The sequence below is a fragment of the Acuticoccus mangrovi genome, from assembly GCF_016411865.1.
GTDB classification, from domain to species: Bacteria; Pseudomonadota; Alphaproteobacteria; order Rhizobiales; family Amorphaceae; genus Acuticoccus; species Acuticoccus mangrovi.
The window spans coordinates 41,561-59,088 of record NZ_JAEKJA010000015.1 but is presented as its reverse complement, the minus strand read 5'-3'; the positions used below and the strand labels follow the sequence as shown (position 1 = coordinate 59,088).

The window sequence follows — 17,528 nt, the reverse complement described above, 5'->3', positions numbered from 1 at the left end:
AGAAGGTCCAACCTTGAGCGGAACGACTGCTCCAATTGAACCCGCGCACATGGTGTCAGAAGCAGACGTTGAGCGTGTCCCAGAATGTCCAACGAAAACGCAGTGCAGACTCACACAGCGTTTTCGTTGAAGTGGCTGCAGATGAGCCGATTCACCGGACCTCCACGACGACCTTCTCGATCGTGCCCGTGAAGGAGAACGGCGCTTCGTACTCCTCGGTGACAGGTTGTCCGCTATCCTCGCCGATGCCGAAAGTATCGATGCCGAAGCGCCCGGCGACGGTCGAGTCCATGCCGCCTCGCGACACTTCGCGACCGTTGACGGACAGAACGATCTCGGCGCCCTTACCAACTTCGCCCTCTGCGCCCTGGTAGGCGAAGTCGAGGGTGATCTCGGCCTCGCCGCCAGACAGCGGCTCGGTGCCCTTCACCACGGTGTGCTTCTCGAAAAGGTTGTAGTCGAAGACCGGAACGCCGGCGTCGAGGTAGAGCACCAGGCCGGCCGCGACGCCGCCGAAGCCCAGGATGACGCCCTCGGTATCGGCCCCCTCGGTCGTGACGTTCGCCGTGAGCGTCCAGGAGCGGTTCTTCATCGGTGGTGCGGCGGGCTCGGCGATGCGTGTGGCACCCTCAAAGTAGGTGAAGGTGGTGGCATCCTCGTCTGCGCCCGGCACCGGCGGCTTGGCGATTGCAAGACGTGCGGAACCACGGTCGTCGAGCGGCAGCACGCCGTATTTCTCGAAAGCCTCGTCGAGCATCGCTTTCAACTCTTCGAGCTTCTCAGGGTACTGGGCGGCGAGATCGTTGGCCTCGGAGAAATCCTTGTCGAGGTTGTACAACTCCCATTCGTCCTCGTCCCAGTTGCCGGGCGCGTAGTCCTGTCGCCAAGGGAAGGTGTGCTGGGCGTCGGCCTTCCAGCCGTCGGCATACATGGAGCGGTTGGAGAAGACCTCGAAATATTGCTGGCTTCGACCCTTGTAGTCAGGGTCGGTGAAGCTCGCCAGAAAGCTCTCGCCTTCCAACGGCTTCTGGACGACACCGTTCACCGTCGCCGGCATCGGGATATGGGCCGCTTCGAGGATCGTCGGCACCACGTCCACGAGGTGAAGGAAGGCGGTGCGCGGAGCGTTGTCGTGCTCGATCCGCGCCGGCCAACTGACAACCATGGGGTTACGCGTGCCGCCGAGATGCGAGGCGACCTGCTTGACCCATTGGAAGGGCGTGTTTCCGGCCCACGCCCAACCGACCGGATAGTGCGGCTCCGACTGCGGCCCCCCCAGCTTGTCGAGATTGGCCTTGATGTCCTCGAGGTTCGAGGGGATGCCGTTGAGGTTCATGATCTCGTTCAGCGTGCCGTCCGGCCCGCCCTCGGACGAGGCGCCGTTGTCGCCGACGATATAGATCACCAACGTGTTCTCGCCGTCCGGCAGGTGCTTCACCGCGTCCAGCAGGCGGCCGATCTCATGGTCGGTAAAGGCGAAGTAGCCCGCGAAGTTTTCCATGAGATCGTCGTAGACCTCCTTCTGTACGTCGGTCAGCGTCTCCCAGGCGGGCACCCAGTCGGGGCGCGACGTGAGCACGGTGTCGGGCGGAACGATCCCCATCGTCTTCTGCCGATCGAAGACTTGCTCGCGATAAGCTTCCCAGCCCATGTCGAACGCCCCGTCGAACTTGTCGCGCCATTCGGCGGTGACGTGGTGCGGGGCGTGCATCGCCCCCGGCGCGAAATACATGAAGAAAGGCTTGTTCGGCGCGACCGACTTGGCGAACTTCATGCGCGCGATGGCGCGGTCGGTCATGTCGGTCATGAAGTGGTACCCCTCCGCCGGGGTCTTGTCGGGTTCGACCGGGGTCGTGTTCTCGAACAGCACCGGGTAATACTGGTGGGTCTCGCCGGAGTTGAAGCCGTAGAAGTAATCGAAGCCCATCCCCGTCGGCCATCGGTCGAAGGGGCCGGTGACGGTTTGCTCCCAGTCGGGCGTATTGTGGTTCTTGCCGAACCACCAGGTGGCGTAGCCGTTGTCCTTGAGGATCTGGCCAATGGTTGCCGTCTCGCGCGAGAGCATGGTGGAGTAGCTCGGGAATCCGGTCGCCCATTCCATCAGGAACCCGTTACCGCTGGTATGATGGTTTCGTCCGGTGAGCAGGGCCGCGCGCGACGGCCCGCAGATGGCCGTGGTGTGAAAGCGGGTGAAACGCAGGCCCTCTTCCGCGAGCCGGTCCAGCGCAGGGGTCGGGATCAGCCCGCCGAACGTGGAGGTCTGGCCGAACCCCACGTCGTCGAGCAGAATGACGATGATGTTGGGTGCGCCTTCCGGCGCCGCCACCGGCTCCTGCCAATCGGGTTGGGACTCTTGATAGGTCTCGCCGATCGTGCCTTCGAATGGGGCGAGCGGTATCGGCAACGTGGTGCGGTCCGGCCATTGCTGAGCTTCGGCATGGGTCACGCCGAAGGCGAGCAGCGCCATCGCCGACACGGTCAATTTATTGAGCATTGGACCCCCCTTGTTTGATGAGCGCGCAGCGCCAGCCCCAGCATTCCGGCGCGGACCTGGGCGTTTACGCCATGGGAGAGTGACGCAAAGTCGATCGACCGAGCCGCACTCTCGTCAACGTCAAGGGGCCGTCTCGTCGAATGGGATCATCTTTGACGGCCGACCCAAGACGTGGCGCGGAAACGCACCTGTTGTTGCCGCAATTTGATTGGAGTGGTGCCTGTCCGCTTTTTGCTGCTTTTGACTCGCGAAGGTATCCCAACTTACTGCCCTAAGTTGCACACCGGTGTGCAACTGGCGGACAAATTTTCCATGACCCCTACAGACGCAAAAATGGTCGCCAGCGAGATCGGCTGGCTTTCGGAGCAACCGGCCCCGTTTCGTGAGCTCGTGCTCGATCGCTGCGAGTTGCGGAAAATGCCCGTCGGACAACGCCTCTATTCGCTTGGCGATCCTCCCGGCGGGATCTACGGCATGGTCGAGGGGTTCGCCGACGTGCTGCTGGCTTCAGGACCCTTTCCGCCGCAACTCGTCTACATTGCGCGAGCGGGCTGGTGGGTCGGGGAGGCGGCCGCGGTCACCGCATCGGAGCGCCGGGTCGAGGTGCGGGCCCGCACAAATGTCGAGATTCTCCACCTCCCCGCCCGCGAACTGCAGGTGATTGAGACGCTCGATACGCGAACCTGGCGTTACTTCGCCAGATTGACCGTTTCCCACATGGATAATGCGCTGATGCTGGCTTCGACCCTCGTTCGGGGCGATGTCCGCAGCAAGATCATCAACACATTGATCCGACTGGCCGGCCCCATAAGGACCATCGATGCCGAAACCTTCGTTCCCTGCACCCAGCACGAACTCGGCGAGATCGCGGGCCTGTCCCGCAACAGCGTGGGACCATGCTTGAAGCGGTTGGAGCGCGACGGCCTCGTATCCCGACGGGTCTATGGCCAGATCGGCTACAACCCCGTTCGCCTTGCCCGTTCACTTGCCACGTGACGCGACGATTTCGGGCAGCGCGGTCCGAGTTGAATTGCCGGTCTGCTTCCTTGATCGCCGGACCCGGCCGCCGGATGTGAACGTCGACTTTGGAGTTGCTCGACCCGGAACTGGACGATCTCTCTTTGGTCACGGGTCGTCCCGACGGGGAGCGGGCCGCCATCCGGGGACGTCCGCTTCGGAGCTCCTTAAGCCCCGCTTTGAACGGCCGGAATGGGCCGATTCCGTTGAAAAAGTCGGCGTTGCTGTGATGCCGAAGTGCTGATTCACTCCTTCGGGGCCTCGGAGGATTCGGCGATGATGGGTGAGCGGACGCAGATGCAGGAGGCCCTGTTCTACGAGTTCAGCCTCGAGCGGCACGTGCCAGCCGATCACCTCCTGCGTGCCATCGACCGGTTTGTCGATCTCACCGAGATGCGCTCGCACCTGAAGGCCTTCTACAGCGACACGGGACGGCCCTCGGTCGATCCGGAGTTGATGATCCGGATGCTCATCGTCGGCTACTGCTGCGGTATCCGATCCGAGCGGCGGCTGTGTCAGGAGGTCCATCTCAACCTCGCCTACCGCTGGTTCTGCCGCCTCGGCCTCGAAGGACGGGTGCCGGACCACTCGACCTTTTCCAAGAACAGGCACGGGCGTTTTCGGGACAGCGATCTCCTTCGGCATTTGTTCGAGGCGGTGCTCGACCGCTGCATCGAGGAGGGCCTGGTCGGTGGGGATGGGTTCGCCGTCGACGCCAGCCTGATCAAGGCTGAGGCCAGCCGGCAGAAAGGCGTCGAGGGGACGTCCGGACTGCCGCCTCATTCGACGGGGCGTGCGGCTCGGGAGTACCTCGCCACTCTCGACGATGCCGCGTTCGGTGCGGCAACAGAGGTTACGCCGAAGTTCATCTCGCCGGCCGATCCGGCCGCGCGTTGGACAGGCGCGCACGGCGGACAGGCCTTCTTCGCCTATTCCACGAACTATCTCATCGACGTCCAACACGCGATCATCGTCGATGTGGAAGCGACCACGGCGATCCGTCAGGCCGAGGTTCTGGCGGCCAGGCGCATGATCGAGCGGTCGATGGACCGCGGCCTCTACCCCGAGCGCTTGATGGGCGACAGTGCGTACGGCTCGGCCGAGATGCTGGCCTGGCTGGTCCACGAGCACGGCATCGAGCCGCACATCCCGGTGTTCGACCACTCGGGCCGTCGCGACGGCACCTTCAGTAGGGCCGACTTCGCCTACGATCATGGGCGCGATCTCTACACCTGCCCCGGCGGCGCCGAATTGCGCGCTTTCCGCCGCCCTGGAAAGACCGGCGCCAACGTCGATGCGCTGGGTCTCATGCGCTACCGCGCGAGCAAGCACGACTGCGATGCGTGCGCCCTCAAGCCGAGATGCTGCCCGAAAGAGCCGGCTCGCAAGATCCTGCGCTCGATCCACGAAGGGGCCCGCGATATGGCGAGGGACATCGCGGCCACGCCGGTCTACGCGACATCGAGGCGCGAGCGGAAGAAGGTCGAGATGCTGTTCGCGCACCTCAAGCGCATACTCAAGCTCGATCGACTACGCCTGCGCGGCCCGAACGGCGCTCGCGACGAGTTCCACCTCGCCGCCACCGCCCAGAACCTCCGAAAGCTCGCCAAGCTCATCCCTGCCGGCACTCGACCGGTCACCGCCTGACGGCAGGGCGACCGCATCAAGCCGGTCGCCACCACCCCGATCGCCGCCGCGGCAAACAGCGAGTTTTTCAACGGAATCGGCCACAGGCGATAGCGCCCGTCGACTTGCTCGTTCGCTCGGCGGGATTGCCCGCCCCAAAGCGCCGAGGTGCCAACTGCGAACCTGGATTCCACGCGCACCATCCGTCGCTGAGGACGGGAAACCGGCAGCAGGCCATTGTGCAGAAGTTATCGGCGGTCGGTCGCCGCACAACCCATACGAGCGGCGCCTTACCGAGATGTAATGCCTGAGAGCTGTGTGATACCCGGGCATGGCGGTGATTCGATGGGTGGCGGTGCCAACTTCGGCGCGGATGTCCGCACAGTCGATCCGCAGCCTGGAGCGTGGAGTGGTGCCCTCGATGCGGTTCGAGAGGGAGCGGTGAGATGAAGATTTCCCAACCGACCCCCGAACTGGCTGTCCGGAGCGTGGTGGATCCGCATGCTTAGGATCGCGACCGAACGGACTTCGACACCGGATGGCATCACGAAGGCGGCAGGATCGGGGCCGTCGCTCACGGGGATTGCGCAATCTTCTTCCGAGAGGCGGATGACGCGCTTCATCCCGGCCGGCTGCCGCCCAGTAGCTGGCAACCAGCGCAGGATCCGTTACGCAGGTCCCGCGGCCGAGGCCTGCCGTGTGGCCGCCCGTGCTTGAGCACGAAGGCCATGGTTCGCCTTCCTCGTGCGAGGGCAGAGCTGCGTAGGGCGCGGTGACGGGCTGCGCCGCCCAAACACCCTCAAAGGTGGACGAAGTCGGTCTCGCTCAAGGTCGAGGTGAGGACGCCGGCGAGCCGCGCGAGCTCTTCGCCGTCGAGGAGGATGGCATTGCCGGCGAAGTCGAGATCGCCGTAAGCGAGGTCGTCGAGGCCGATGAGGTCGGAACCGGCGGTGAAGTCGAGAATCCGGTCGATGCCCTCGCCAGCGGCAAGCACGAAGACGTCGTTGCCGGCCCCGCCCTTCAGCGTGTCGGCGCCGGCGCCGCCATCGAGCCAGTCGTCACCGTCACCGCCGGAGAGCTTGTCGGCGTTGCTGCCGCCGCTGAGGACGTCGTCGCCGAGCTGACCGAGGAGAACATCGGCACCGGCGTCGCCTTCCAAGCTGTCAGCTCCGGCGTCGCCCCACAATATGTCGTTGCCGGCGTTGCCCTGTAGCGTATCGTCGCCGGCATTGCCGAAGAGGAGGTCGTCGTCGGCGTTGCCGACGATGAAGTCGTCGCCATCGTCGCCGTGGATGACGTCCTCGCCCGCGTAGCCGAAGAGGCGGTCGTCGCCGTCACCGCCGTCGACGCTGTCGTCGCCCGTGCCGGCCTTGATGGTGTCGTCGCCCGTGCCGCCGGTCATGCGGTCGTCGCCCGAGCCGCCTCTCATCTGGTCGTCACCACTCCAGCCATCGAGGTCGTCCTCGCCCGAGCCGCCGAGGACGGTGTCCTCGCCGGCCCCACCCTTCAGCGTGTCGGTGCCGGCGCCGCCATCGAGCCAGTCGTCACCGTCGCCGCCGGAGAGCTCGTCGGCGTCGCTGCCGCCGCTGAGGACGTCGTCGCCGAGCCCGCCGAGGAGAACATCGGCACCGGCGTCGCCTTCCAAGCTGTCAGCTCCGGCGTTGCCCCACAGCGTGTCGTTTCCGGCGTTGCCTTGCAGCGTGTCGTCGCCGGCGTTGCCGAAGAGGAGGTCGTCGTCGGCGTTGCCGACGATGAAGTCGTTGCCATCGCCGCCGTAGATGACGTCCGCGCCGGCGTAGCCGAAGAGGCGGTCGTCGCCGTCGCCGCCGTCGACGCTGTCGTCGCCCATGCCGGCTTTGACGGTGTCATCGCCCGTGCCGGCCTTGATGGTGTCGTCGCCCGTGCCGCCGGCGAGACTGTCGTCGCCGGCGTTGCCGACGATGAAGTCGTTGCCATCGCCGCCGTAGATGACGTCCGCGCCCGCGTCGCCGAAGAGGCGGTCGTCGCCGTCGCCGCCGGCGACGCTGTCGTCGCCCAGGCCGGCTTTGACGGTGTCAACGCCCGTGCCGGCCTTGATGGTGTCGTCGCCCGTGCCGCCGGCGAGACTGTCGTCGCCGGCATTGCCGACGAGCTGGTCGTCGCCCGAGCCGCCGTCCATGGTGTCCTCGCCGGAGCCGGCGCTCATGCGGTCGTCGCCCGCACCGCCTCTCATCTGGTCGTCGCCGCTCCAGCCGGCGAGGACGTCCTCGCCTGAGCCGCCGAGGACGGTGTCCTCGCCCGCCCCGCCCGTCATGGTGTCGTCGCCGGAGCCGCCGTTGGCGAAGTCGTCGCCGCCGGCGGCGCCGATCACGTCGTTGTCGCCATCGCCAAAGAGGTCGTCGTCGCCGTCGTGGGCGTCGAGGATGTCGTTGCCGGCGAGGCCCTTCAGCGTGTCGGCCTCGTTCGAGCCGAGGAGACTGTCGTCGCCGGACGTCGCCGGGCCGCCGTCGGTCACCGGATCGGGCGCGGCGACGGCGTCGAGCGCGACGAAGTCGTTCTCGGTCAGCGTCGTGGTGTCGAAATTCGTCAACGTCGCGATGGTCGTGCTGTCCGTCAGGACGATGTTCGAACCGGAGAAGGTGAGATCCTCGTAGGTATATCCGTTTGCGAGGCCGAGGAGATCTTCACCCTGGGTGAAGTCTTCGATCACCGCGAGCTCGTCGGAATTCCCGATTGTAAAGATGTCGTCGCCGTCACCGCCCTCGAGCGTATCGGTCCCTGTGCCACCGTCGAGCGTGTCGTCGCCCCCTTCGCCCATGACGAGGTTGTCGCCGTCGTTGCCGATGAGGCTGTCGTCGTAGGCCGAGCCGATGAGGGTATCGAACTCCACCGCAATGTCGCTGCTGACGACGGTGTCCGCTTGCGAGCTGCCATCGGTGCCGTACTCGTCGGCGTTGGTCTCGCTCGCGCCGGTGACGGTGTCGTCGTAGAGGGTGACGACGACCTTGCCGGTGTTGGCGGCATAGCTGAGCGTGTTGCTGCCTTCGCCGCCCGAAAGGGTGTCGTCGCCGGCATCGCCGCTTATGGTGTCATCGTCTTGGACACCGGAGATCGAATCGTCGCCGTCGCCACCGGAGATGGTGTCGCGGCCATAGTAGCCCTCCATGGTGTCGTCGCCGGCGCCGCCGTCCATCGAGTCTTCGTTGCCGCCGCCGTCCATTGAGTCGTCGCCGTCGCCACCGCTCAGGGTGTCGTCGCCATCGCCGCCGTCGAGCGTATCGTCCCCGTCGCCGCCTTCGAGGTCGTTGGCGTCGCCGTTGCCGGTGAGCCTGTCGTTATAGGCGGAGCCGATGAGGGTATCGAACTCCACCGCAATGTCGCTGCTGACGACGGTGTTCGCTAGCGAGGTGCCATGAGTGCCGTACTCGTCGGCGTTGGTCTCGCTCGCGCCGGTGACGGTGTCGTCGTAGAGGGTGACGACGACCTTGCCGGTGTTGGCGGCATAGCTGAGCGTATTGGTGCCTTCGCCGCCCGAAAGGGTGTCGTCGCCGGCATCGCCGCTTATGGTGTCATCGTCTTCGCCACCGGAGATCGAATCGTCGCCGTCGCCACCGGAGATCGTGTCGAGGCCGTAGTAGCCCTCCATGGTGTCGTCGCCGGCGCCGCCGTCCATCGAGTCTTCGTTGCCGCCGCCGTCCATTGAGTCGTCGCCGTCGCCACCGCTCAGGGTGTCGTCGCCATCGCCGCCGTCGAGCGTATCGTCCCCGTCGCCGCCTTCGAGGTCGTTGGCGTCGCCGTTGCCGGTGAGCCTGTCGTTATAGGCGGAGCCGATGAGGGTATCGAACTCCACCGCAATGTCGCTGCTGACGACGGTGTTCGCTAGCGAGGTGCCATGAGTGCCGTACTCGTCGGCGTTGGTCTCGCTCGCGCCGGTGACGGTGTCGTCGTAGAGGGTGACGACGACCTTGCCGGTGTTGGCGGCATAGCTGAGCGTATTGGTGCCTTCGCCGCCCGAAAGGGTGTCGTCGCCGGCATCGCCGCTTATGGTGTCATCGTCTTCGCCACCGGAGATCGAATCGTCGCCGTCGCCACCGGAGATCGTGTCGAGGCCGTAGTAGCCCTCCATGGTGTCGTCGCCGGCGCCGCCGTCCATCGAGGCTTCGTTGCCGCCGCCGGCCATTGAGTCGGCGCCGTCGCCGCCGCGCCCGGTGTCGTCGCCGGCGCCGCCGACCATCGAGTCTTCGTTGCCGCCGCCGTCCATTGAGTCGTCGCCGTCGCCGCCGCTCACGGTGTCGTCGCCGTCGCTGCCGTAGATCGTATCGTCGCCGTCGCCGCCGCTCACGGTGTCGTCGCCGACGCCGCCGTCGATCGTGTCGTCGCCGTCGCCACCGCTCACGCTGTCGTCGCCGTCGCCGCCGTCGATCGTATCGTCGCCGTCGCCACCGCTCACGGTGTCGTCGCCATCGCCATCGCCGCCGTAGATCGTATCGTCGCCGTCGCCGCCTTCGAGGTCGTTGTCGCCGTCGTTGCCGATGAGACTGTCGTCGTAGGCCGAGCCGATGACGGTGTCGAACTCCACCGCGATGTCGCTGCTGACGACGGTGTCCGCTTGCGAGCTGCCATCGGCGCCGTACTCGTCGGCGTTTGTCTCGCTCGCGCCGGTGACGGTGTCGTCGTAGAGGGTGACGACGACCTTGCCGGTGTTGGCGGCATAGCTGAGCGTGTTGCTGCCGTCGCCGCCGGAAAGGGTGTCGTCGCCGGCATCGCCGCTTATGGTGTCATCGCCGTCGCCGCCCGTCATACTGTCGTCGTTGTCGCCGCCCGACATCAGGTCGTCGTCGTCGCCTCCGTCGATCGAGTCGTCGCCGGAGTAGCCGAATAGGGTGTCGTCGCCCGCGCCGCCCGACAAGCTGTCGCCGAGATCGTAGGACATGGCATTCTCGCCGCTGCCGGCGATGAGGTTGGCGTCGTCGTCACCGGTGAGCGTGTCGGCGTAGGCCGAGCCGATGAGGTTCTCGAACCCCATGAGGGTGTCGGTCGAGATGAGGTCGCCGTCGAGGTCGTACTCGAGGCCCGCCACAGTGTCGTCGGTGACTGCGCTGAGGTCGACGGCGACCGGACCGTCGTTGTCGGCGTAGGAGGCGGTGTTGGTGCCCGCGCCACCGTCGAGGCTGTCGTTGCCGGCGTTGCCTTGCAGCACGTTGTCGTTGTCGTCGCCGACGAGGGTGTCGTCGAGGGCGGTGCCGGTCAGGTTCTCGACGTCGGTGAAGGTGTAGTAGTCGTAGATGTCGGTATCGGTGTCGCCGCCGTTGTAGCCGGTGCCCTCGGCAAGGCTCGCATAGACGGTGTAGCGGGAGTAGGCGAAAGAGACGGTGTCGGATCCGTCGTCGCCGAAGAAGTCGGCCGCTGCGCGCCCGCCGAGCGCCTTGGCGGAGGACAAGGTGTCGTCACCGTCGCCGCCGTAGAGCTGGTCGCGGTTGGGAGCGTCGTCAGCGCCCCAGCCGTAGATGATGTCGTCGCCGTCGCCGCCGTTGATGTCATCCTGGCCGATCGAGCCGTTGATGATGTCGTTGCCGTCGAAGCCGAGGATGAGCGAGGCGGTGGAAACCTGCTCGACGATGCCCGCGTCGTCCCAATCGTCGGGGGCGAAGCCGTCGTTGGTGAGGAAGATCAGGTCACCGAAGTTGGTGCCGGCGAGGGAGGCGGGGTTGGCGTGGGTGGCGCCGAGCAGGATCAGCGGCCCGAAGGCGCCGAGCACCTGGGTCTGCGTGCCCGAGGGCGCCTCGAGGGCGATGGTCGAGGTGACGGCGGGGAGCGTGCCGCTGGTATAGTCGTCGGGGTCGGTCGGGAAGGGGTAGACGGAGCTGTCGAAGTCGGTCGCGGTGGGGTCCGACAAATCGGTCTGGCGGCCCGAATAGGCGCCGTCCTCGTTGAGGAAGATCGAGGTCGAGACGATGTCGGTGATGAGGTCGGTCGCCGCCTCGGATTCCGACGTGATGCCGAACTCGGCGAGGAAGTCGGTATCGATGAAGACCTCGGCGAACAGCGTGTCGGCGTCCCCGTCGGTGAATTTGAGGCCGTAGCCGGTGAGGCCGCCGGCGCTGTCGCTGCTCGAGGCGAACCAGACGACCTCGATGATGAGCGTCGTCCCCGTCGCGGTAGGGAGGAACAGGACGTCCTCGCGCGGGTCGAAGTCGGTGACCACCATGGTGTCTTCGCCCGTCGGCTTGGGCGTGCTCGACTTGTGGATGCCGAGGAGGTGGTCGATGCCTTCCTCGGTCAAATCGCCGAGGCCGGTCGAGAGGCCGCCGAGCACCATCGCGCCGAGGGGGTTGTCGAAGAACTCCGGTGCCACCGTCTTGCCGAGCGCGGTGACGCCGGCGGAGACGGCCGACGCGCCGATGCCCGGCAGGTACGTGTTGGCGAAGCTCGCCCAGAAGCCGTCGGTATTGCCGGACGAGCTGTCGGTGTAGGAGAGGTAGAAGGCGTCCGCCCCGGCCCCGCCGGTGAGGATGTCGGTGTAGCCGTCGCCGCGCGGACCGCCATAGAGCTGGTCGTTGCCGTCGCCGCCGCTCAGCCTGTCGGCGCCGTCACCGCCTTGCAGCAGGTCGTCGCCGTCGCCGCCGAGGAGGGTGTCGTTGCCGTCGCTGCCGTCGAGCGTGTCGTCGTCATCGCCGCCTGACAGGTAGTCGTTGCCGGAACCCCCATCGATCGAGTCGTCGCCGTCGTCTCCTTCGATGTGATCGTTGTTGTTGTCGCCCGACAGCACGTCGTCGCCGCTGTTGCCGTAGAGCGTGTCGTTGCCGTCGCCGCCATCGATCGTGTCGCCGCCGGAGAGGTCGGTGTTCTGCTCGCCGACCCTGTATTCGTCGGTGAGGTTGTTCGCGTAGTCGCCGTAGAGGAGGTCGTTGCCGTTGTTGCCGGTCAGGTGGTCGTCGTCGTCGCCGCCGAGGAGGGTGTCGACGCTCTGGGAGCCGGTCAGCGTGTCGTTGCCCGGCCCGGTGGCGGCGATGCTGCCGGTACCGGGGGCGGAGAAGGAATCGTCCGAGGTGGCGTCGCTGGCACCGATGAAGCTGACGTGAAAGCTGTCGATCAGCAGGTCGTTGCCGCCGTAATACGCGATGACGCTCGGCTCGATCTCGTAGCCAGTGTAGCTGCCGGAGAGCGAGCTCCAGTCGCTGCCGTACTCGATGTACCAGTTGGTCGGGTAGCCGGCGTTGTCGTCCTCGCCGAAGACGGTTGCGTTGGTGTGGTTGAGTGCGACCAGGCTCATCGAGGCCTCCCTCTGTGAACGTCGTGCTCTCGTTGCTGAGCGCAGCATGGGCGCACGACGATTTGGGACCGGCGCGGGGCGGCCGGCCGGGTCGGTTCACTGCTGTTTCAGGGCTATGCTGACGTCGGGGCTGCGCGTCGGCGACGATCAGCCGTCCGGTGGCGCAGAGCCTTTCGGCCTCTGCGTGCGGAGGGCGCTGTTCGGACGGCTACGCGCCATGATTTCGTCATAGTCGATCGTCGCCATGATCAACCCTCTCGATCCAAGAACGAGCAATAAATGAGATAATTTCACGGATCCGACCACTCTAATACTGTCGGATCTATAGCAGAATGGAAACTAGACAAATATAGTTCAGAATCTCAAATTTGGTGAGACTCCCGTCCGCTCACCCCACCGCCTCAGGCGACGGTCTCCGGCGGTGTCTTGAGGAACTCCATCACGGCGCCCGGCGGGTAGCCGAACTCGGCCCGGCACATCCTGGCGAAGCGGCTCGCGTCGATGAGGCCCCAGCGCTGTGCCGCCTGGCCGATGGCACCGCGCACCGCCTCATTTTCCACAAGGTCCATCAGCGCCCCGCGCAGCCGCCGGCGGTGGACCGCACGCCGCACGCCGCCCTCGCCCTGGAACACCCGATAGACCGAGGCGCGCGAGGTGCCGACGGCGCGCGCGATGGTGCTGGCGTCGATCGTCTCGTCGAAGAGGTGCTCCTCGAGGTAGAGCCGCATCGCAAGGGCGCGGAACGCCTCCACCGACGGCTCGTCGGGCCCGCCCTGATAAAGGTCCGCGAGCAGCGCCCGCAGGAAAGCCATGAGCGGGGCGCACAACCCCTCTCGACCCGCGCTCGCGACCTCCCGCGACGCCGCCTCGACCAGGGCGATGAGCACCCGCCCGACCGCCGTATCGAGCGGGATCGTGGTGATGCGCGGGTGGCGGTAGGGATCGTAGCCGACCGCGTCGAACGGGACGACCAGCACGGAAAGAGCGAAGTCCTCACCGTGGACGCAGGCGCACGGCGCCATCTCGTTGCACAGATAGGCCGCGCCGGGGCGCAGCAGCGCCATCTCTCCGTCGAGCACGAAACGCATCGTCCCCTGCGTCGGAATGCGCAGGACGAGGACGTCCCCGTGAAACGCTTTCGCCTGCCTCGCCGAGCGGAAGCTGTTGCATTGCGGCAAAAGAAGCTGCCCCAAGGTGACCTCGCCCAGTGTCCACAGCTTGACGAGGGCGCGTGCGTCGTGCGCCGGCTCTGTCGGGGCACGGACGTCGTAAAGCCCACCCCAGAAGGCGCGGAAGGCCTCGTAGCGGTGGCGCGCTGGCAGGTCGGCGCTGTCGAAGACGACGCCGGCGCGCGAAGCCTCCGGCTCGGCGGTGCGAAACAGATCGGCCGCCCGCCGCCCCCCAAAGGCCACCCGTCGTCCGTCCCGCGCGATCACAGCCATGGCCTGCTCCCGGACGTCGACAACAGGTTGCCAGACCGCGCAGCGCGCCGCAACCGAAGGCATCCTCCTCGGTCGAACCCAGCCTTCATCATCCCACCGTGTTCGGCTGTTACGCGCCGCGTCAGTGACCGAAGGACCGGACCATGCGGATTCTCGCCGACCGCCCCATCGAAACCCGCACCACGTCAGAACTTGCCGGGGTGGGCGAGGCGCTCGTCGCGGCGGCGCTCGCGGCCCCCTGTCGGTTGCGGAGGTGGTAGCGTCGGAGTCGCGGAAGGGAGCTCGTCTCCCCGAGGGCCCCGGCGCCCGTTAGGAAGAATGGGCCGTTCCTTGGCGAACAATGCCGCCATTCGGAGATGTCCGCCCCGCAGATCACTTAACGTCAAAATGAACGGTGGTTCTGGGCCAAAAGCTGCCGCAAATGGTGGTGTGGGCGGACGACGCGAGAGCGGCGGCGTGCGGCCAGCCGGTAGTCCCGCTACAGTCCGGTTTTGTGCGAACGGTGACGGAACATGGTCTGCGTGGGAGAGCGACGGCCGGCCGAGCAAAGCGGGGATCGGTGCTTCGCGCGCAAGCCGATAGTCGACATTTCAGCGCCAGGGCTGGACGCCGTCGGACTGGTCCGCAGGGTGGATCGCTTCCGGACGCGCCGTGCCGCTTGCCGTGAAGGCGGCAATGGGCGCGCCGTCACCCGTGCGTTCACGGGGCGAATGGTCGGCGACGCCACCTCAAGCCGACAACCGTCCGCCGGATCGGCGCCCCCGGCCGTGGTGGAACTGACGAGACCCACCCACCTCGGCGATCTTGACGGGGGCGCGGCTCGCGACACGGATCCACGAGCGTGTCGTCACGCGGTGTGAACCGTGATCGTGTAGCCGAACGGATCGCGGAACGCGAAATACCGGCCGAACGGACCGTCCTTCGGCGGAAAGGCGATGGCGATGCCCGCCGCCTGCAACGCCTCGTGCGTCGCATCGGCGTCGTCGCAGCCGAACCAGAGGGCGATGCCCCATCCCAGCTTCCCCGGCGCCGCATCGAGATCCACCAAGGGCTTTCGGACCGCGAAGGGAGCGGGCTTGCTGTCGAACACCACAGCGTCGGGCGTCTCGTGCAGCACCGGCAGACCCAGCCGGTCTCCATAGAACGCTTTGGCCGCCTGAAGGTCTTCGGTTTGGAGGGCGATGAAGTCGGGGCCGATCAGTCCGGGCATGGTTGCCTCCTCCGGGTGGATGGGTAGTATCAGGATCCTGATATAATATAAGGTGCCTGATATAGCAATGACCAAGGACATGACCCCGTTGCTGGGGTACCGGCTGAAGCTGGCGCAGCATGCCCTGCATCGGCGCATGGAGGAGGCGCTCAGACCGCTCGGGCTCAGTCCTGCCCAATACGCGGTGTTGGCCGAACTGAACGCGAGGCCGGACCAGACCAATGCCGACCTTGCCGAGCGGGCCTTCATCACCCCCCAGTCGATGCAGGGCGTTCTGACGAAGCTGGAAGGATCGGGGTTGGTGGAGCGGCGACAGGACGCTCGTCACGGTCGCCGCCAGCTCGCCAGGCTGACGGGGGAGGGGCGTTTGAAGGCCGAAGCCGCAAATGCCGCGGTGATGCGGGTGGAGGACTTGCTGGAGGCTGCCGTCCATCCGGCTTGCGTTCAAGATGCCGTCGATCTGATGAACCGGCTTCACAACGCCATGTGCGAGTAGGACGAACATCGCGATGGCCGCTCCCGGCCCGCGCCATCCGCGCGGGTGCCGTCTGCCACCGCGCCGGCGGCCCGCTGTCACGCACCGCCGGCTGCCGCTCTCGGCGGGAGAGGGCCATCACCATCACATGACTCTGACCTTGGCGGGGAGGGTCGTCGGAGGGCGCGGAGGGAAGAACCGTGTCGGCGCCGGAGCTGCGGTGCCGTCGAACCCGCCCCGCCCGCGGGCCGGGCTCGCTCAGTCGCCGCGGGCGTAGCGGGCCGGGGGCTGGCCGACGCGGCGGGAGAACGCCAGGCTGAAGGCGCTGGCCGAGCCGTAGCCGGTCCGCGCGGCGACTTCGGCGATGCCGTGCCGCCCCGAGCGCAGCAGGTGCTTCGCGAGCGTCATCCTCCAGCTTTGGAGATATTCCATCGGTGCCATCCCCACCACCCGGTTGAACCGCGTGAAGAAGGCGGAGCGCGACAGCCCCGCCTCGCGGGCAAGGTCCGCGGCGCTCCAGGCCCTGTCGGGCGCGGCATGGAGGGCGCGGAGCGGGCCGCTCAGCCGGTCGTCCGCCAAGCCGCGCAGCAGCCCCGGCGTTCCGCTCGTCTGGGTGGAGGAGCGCAGGGCCTCGATCAGAAGCACCTGCAGCAGATGCTCCAGAACGACGTCCCGCGCCGGGCGTTCGGCCCGCGCCTCCTCCCGCACCAGGCGCACCAGATCGCAGAGCCGCCGCTCCCCCCGCACCACGGCCATGTCGGGCAGAAGCGACACGAGCAGCCCCGCGTCGGGCGAGCCGAAGCTGCAATAGCCGACGAGCTGCCTGACCGTCACGGGAGCGTCTTCGGGGCCGACCCGCACGGTCCCGTCCGGGCGGACGAGGGGGCGGCTTTCGAACCCCGGCGGCGCGACGGGATCGACGCTCGACACGGCGAAATTCTGCGTCGCCGGCACCAGGACGAAGTCGCCCTCGCTCAGCTCCACGGGCGGCTTGCCGTTCACGTCCAGACGGACCCGGCCGGCGAGCAGCAGACAGTAGTAGACCTGCCCCACCTCCGCCCGCCGGACACGCCAGGCGCCGGCGGCCTCCACCATCTTCGAGAACGGCGCGCGCGGGTGCAGGAGGGCGATGATCTCGGCGAGAGGGTCGGACATGTCGGACGATCAATGGAGAACGGCGGACTTCCGATTATAGAAAGTCCGAGCCGCAACGTCGATATGCCGAGGCGTCCAAGAACAGGAGACGCGATCATGAACAGCGTATTGATCACCGGATGCTCCTCCGGCTTCGGGCTGGAGACCGCACGCCACTTCCTCGACCGGGGATGGTCGGTCGTCGCCACGATGCGCAGCCCGCGGCAGGACGTGCTGCCCACCTCGGACCGGCTGCGCATCCTGCCGCTCGACGTCACCGATCGCGATTCGATCGACCGTGCGGTGGCGGCGGCAGGCCCCATCGACGCCCTCGTCAACAATGCCGGCATCGGCTGGATGGGGCCTTTGGAGGGAACGCCGGAAGCGGCGATCCGCGACATCTTCGAGACCAACACCTTCGGCACGATGGAGATGATCCGCGCCGTGCTGCCCCAGTTCCGCGAGCGTGGCGCGGGCACGATCGTCAACGTCTCGTCGAGCACCACGCTCAAGTCACTGCCCCTGCTGCCGATCTACACGGCCAGCAAGGCGGCGGTGAACGCCTTCACCCAGTGTCTCGCGCTGGAGCTCGCGCCATTCGGAATCCGCACGCGCCTGGTGGTGCCCGGCCTCGCCCCCGGAACCCGCTTCGCCGACAACGCGCGCGGCAAGATGGCGGAGGTGGCCGGGATTCCCGAACCCTATCGCGCCTTCGCCGACGAGGTGCTCGCCGCTCACATGGAGGCCGCGGGCGCCGTCGTCACGCAATCTCGCGATGTCGTCGACGCCATCTGGCGCGCGGTGACCGATCCGAGCTGCCCGCTCTTCCAGCCCGCCGGTGCCGACGCGGTGGCACTCGCCGCATAACGCGCCGAGAC

General features: G+C 66.8%; 9 protein-coding genes. 4 read left to right on the top strand and 5 right to left on the bottom strand.

Annotated features, from left to right (window positions below):
• Nucleotides 1-151 precede the first annotated feature (151 nt).
• Nucleotides 152-2,494, bottom strand: a complete 2,343-nt coding sequence (locus JCR33_RS16790) for a sulfatase-like hydrolase/transferase (RefSeq protein WP_198883274.1) — start codon at nt 2,492-2,494, stop codon at nt 152-154.
• A 333-nt stretch (nt 2,495-2,827) separates the two neighbouring features.
• Here JCR33_RS16790 and JCR33_RS16785 point away from each other — a divergent pair, with 333 nt between their 5' ends.
• Together JCR33_RS16785 and JCR33_RS16780 are read left to right on the top strand one after the other, a co-directional pair.
• The gene (locus tag JCR33_RS16785; protein ID WP_211110360.1) at nt 2,828-3,490 is read left to right on the top strand and encodes a Crp/Fnr family transcriptional regulator; all 663 of its coding nucleotides are present in this window, start codon (nt 2,828-2,830) and stop codon (nt 3,488-3,490) included.
• 297 nt (nt 3,491-3,787) lie between these two features.
• Nucleotides 3,788-5,158: a transposase gene (locus JCR33_RS16780; protein ID WP_198883382.1), complete on the top strand. Its 1,371-nt coding sequence runs from the start codon at nt 3,788-3,790 to the stop codon at nt 5,156-5,158.
• 778 nt (nt 5,159-5,936) lie between these two features.
• Here the strand turns inward: JCR33_RS16780 and JCR33_RS16775 are convergent.
• The 3 genes from JCR33_RS16775 to JCR33_RS16765 all read right to left on the bottom strand — a co-directional run bounded on the left by JCR33_RS16775 (nt 5,937) and on the right by JCR33_RS16765 (nt 15,041).
• A complete protein-coding gene (locus JCR33_RS16775; RefSeq protein ID WP_198883272.1) occupies nt 5,937-12,389 on the bottom strand; it encodes a calcium-binding protein in 6,453 nt (2,150 codons plus the stop codon).
• Between the two features lie 401 nt (nt 12,390-12,790).
• Nucleotides 12,791-13,831: a helix-turn-helix domain-containing protein gene (locus tag JCR33_RS16770; RefSeq protein ID WP_198883271.1), complete on the bottom strand. Its 1,041-nt coding sequence runs from the start codon at nt 13,829-13,831 to the stop codon at nt 12,791-12,793.
• Between the two features lie 847 nt (nt 13,832-14,678).
• Nucleotides 14,679-15,041, bottom strand: coding sequence for a VOC family protein (locus tag JCR33_RS16765; protein ID WP_198883270.1), 363 nt, complete (start codon nt 15,039-15,041; stop codon nt 14,679-14,681).
• Nucleotides 15,042-15,108: 67 nt separating this feature from the next.
• On the opposite strand from JCR33_RS16765, the gene JCR33_RS16760 reads away from it, so the two are divergent.
• On the top strand, nt 15,109-15,537 hold the full coding sequence (locus tag JCR33_RS16760) for a MarR family winged helix-turn-helix transcriptional regulator (protein WP_198883269.1): 429 nt from the start codon (nt 15,109-15,111) through the stop codon (nt 15,535-15,537).
• 237 nt (nt 15,538-15,774) lie between these two features.
• Here JCR33_RS16760 and JCR33_RS16755 read toward each other — a convergent pair whose 3' ends face one another.
• Nucleotides 15,775-16,671, bottom strand: coding sequence for an AraC family transcriptional regulator (locus JCR33_RS16755; protein ID WP_198883268.1), 897 nt, complete (start codon nt 16,669-16,671; stop codon nt 15,775-15,777).
• Nucleotides 16,672-16,767: 96 nt separating this feature from the next.
• On the opposite strand from JCR33_RS16755, the gene JCR33_RS16750 reads away from it, so the two are divergent.
• Nucleotides 16,768-17,517: an SDR family oxidoreductase gene (locus JCR33_RS16750; RefSeq protein ID WP_198883267.1), complete on the top strand. Its 750-nt coding sequence runs from the start codon at nt 16,768-16,770 to the stop codon at nt 17,515-17,517.
• Nucleotides 17,518-17,528 lie beyond the last annotated feature (11 nt).

What these genes read in the sequence shown, in the direction of transcription:
- JCR33_RS16790 (WP_198883274.1), bottom strand. Translation starts at nt 2,494, where the DNA reads ATGCTCAATAAATTGACCGTGTCGGCGATGGCGCTGCTCGCCTTCGGC.
- JCR33_RS16785 (WP_211110360.1), top strand. Translation starts at nt 2,828, where the DNA reads ATGGTCGCCAGCGAGATCGGCTGGCTTTCGGAGCAACCGGCCCCGTTT.
- JCR33_RS16780 (WP_198883382.1), top strand. Translation starts at nt 3,788, where the DNA reads ATGATGGGTGAGCGGACGCAGATGCAGGAGGCCCTGTTCTACGAGTTC.
- JCR33_RS16775 (WP_198883272.1), bottom strand. Translation starts at nt 12,389, where the DNA reads ATGAGCCTGGTCGCACTCAACCACACCAACGCAACCGTCTTCGGCGAG.
- JCR33_RS16770 (WP_198883271.1), bottom strand. Translation starts at nt 13,831, where the DNA reads ATGGCTGTGATCGCGCGGGACGGACGACGGGTGGCCTTTGGGGGGCGG.
- JCR33_RS16765 (WP_198883270.1), bottom strand. Translation starts at nt 15,041, where the DNA reads ATGCCCGGACTGATCGGCCCCGACTTCATCGCCCTCCAAACCGAAGAC.
- JCR33_RS16760 (WP_198883269.1), top strand. Translation starts at nt 15,109, where the DNA reads ATGACCAAGGACATGACCCCGTTGCTGGGGTACCGGCTGAAGCTGGCG.
- JCR33_RS16755 (WP_198883268.1), bottom strand. Translation starts at nt 16,671, where the DNA reads ATGTCCGACCCTCTCGCCGAGATCATCGCCCTCCTGCACCCGCGCGCG.
- JCR33_RS16750 (WP_198883267.1), top strand. Translation starts at nt 16,768, where the DNA reads ATGAACAGCGTATTGATCACCGGATGCTCCTCCGGCTTCGGGCTGGAG.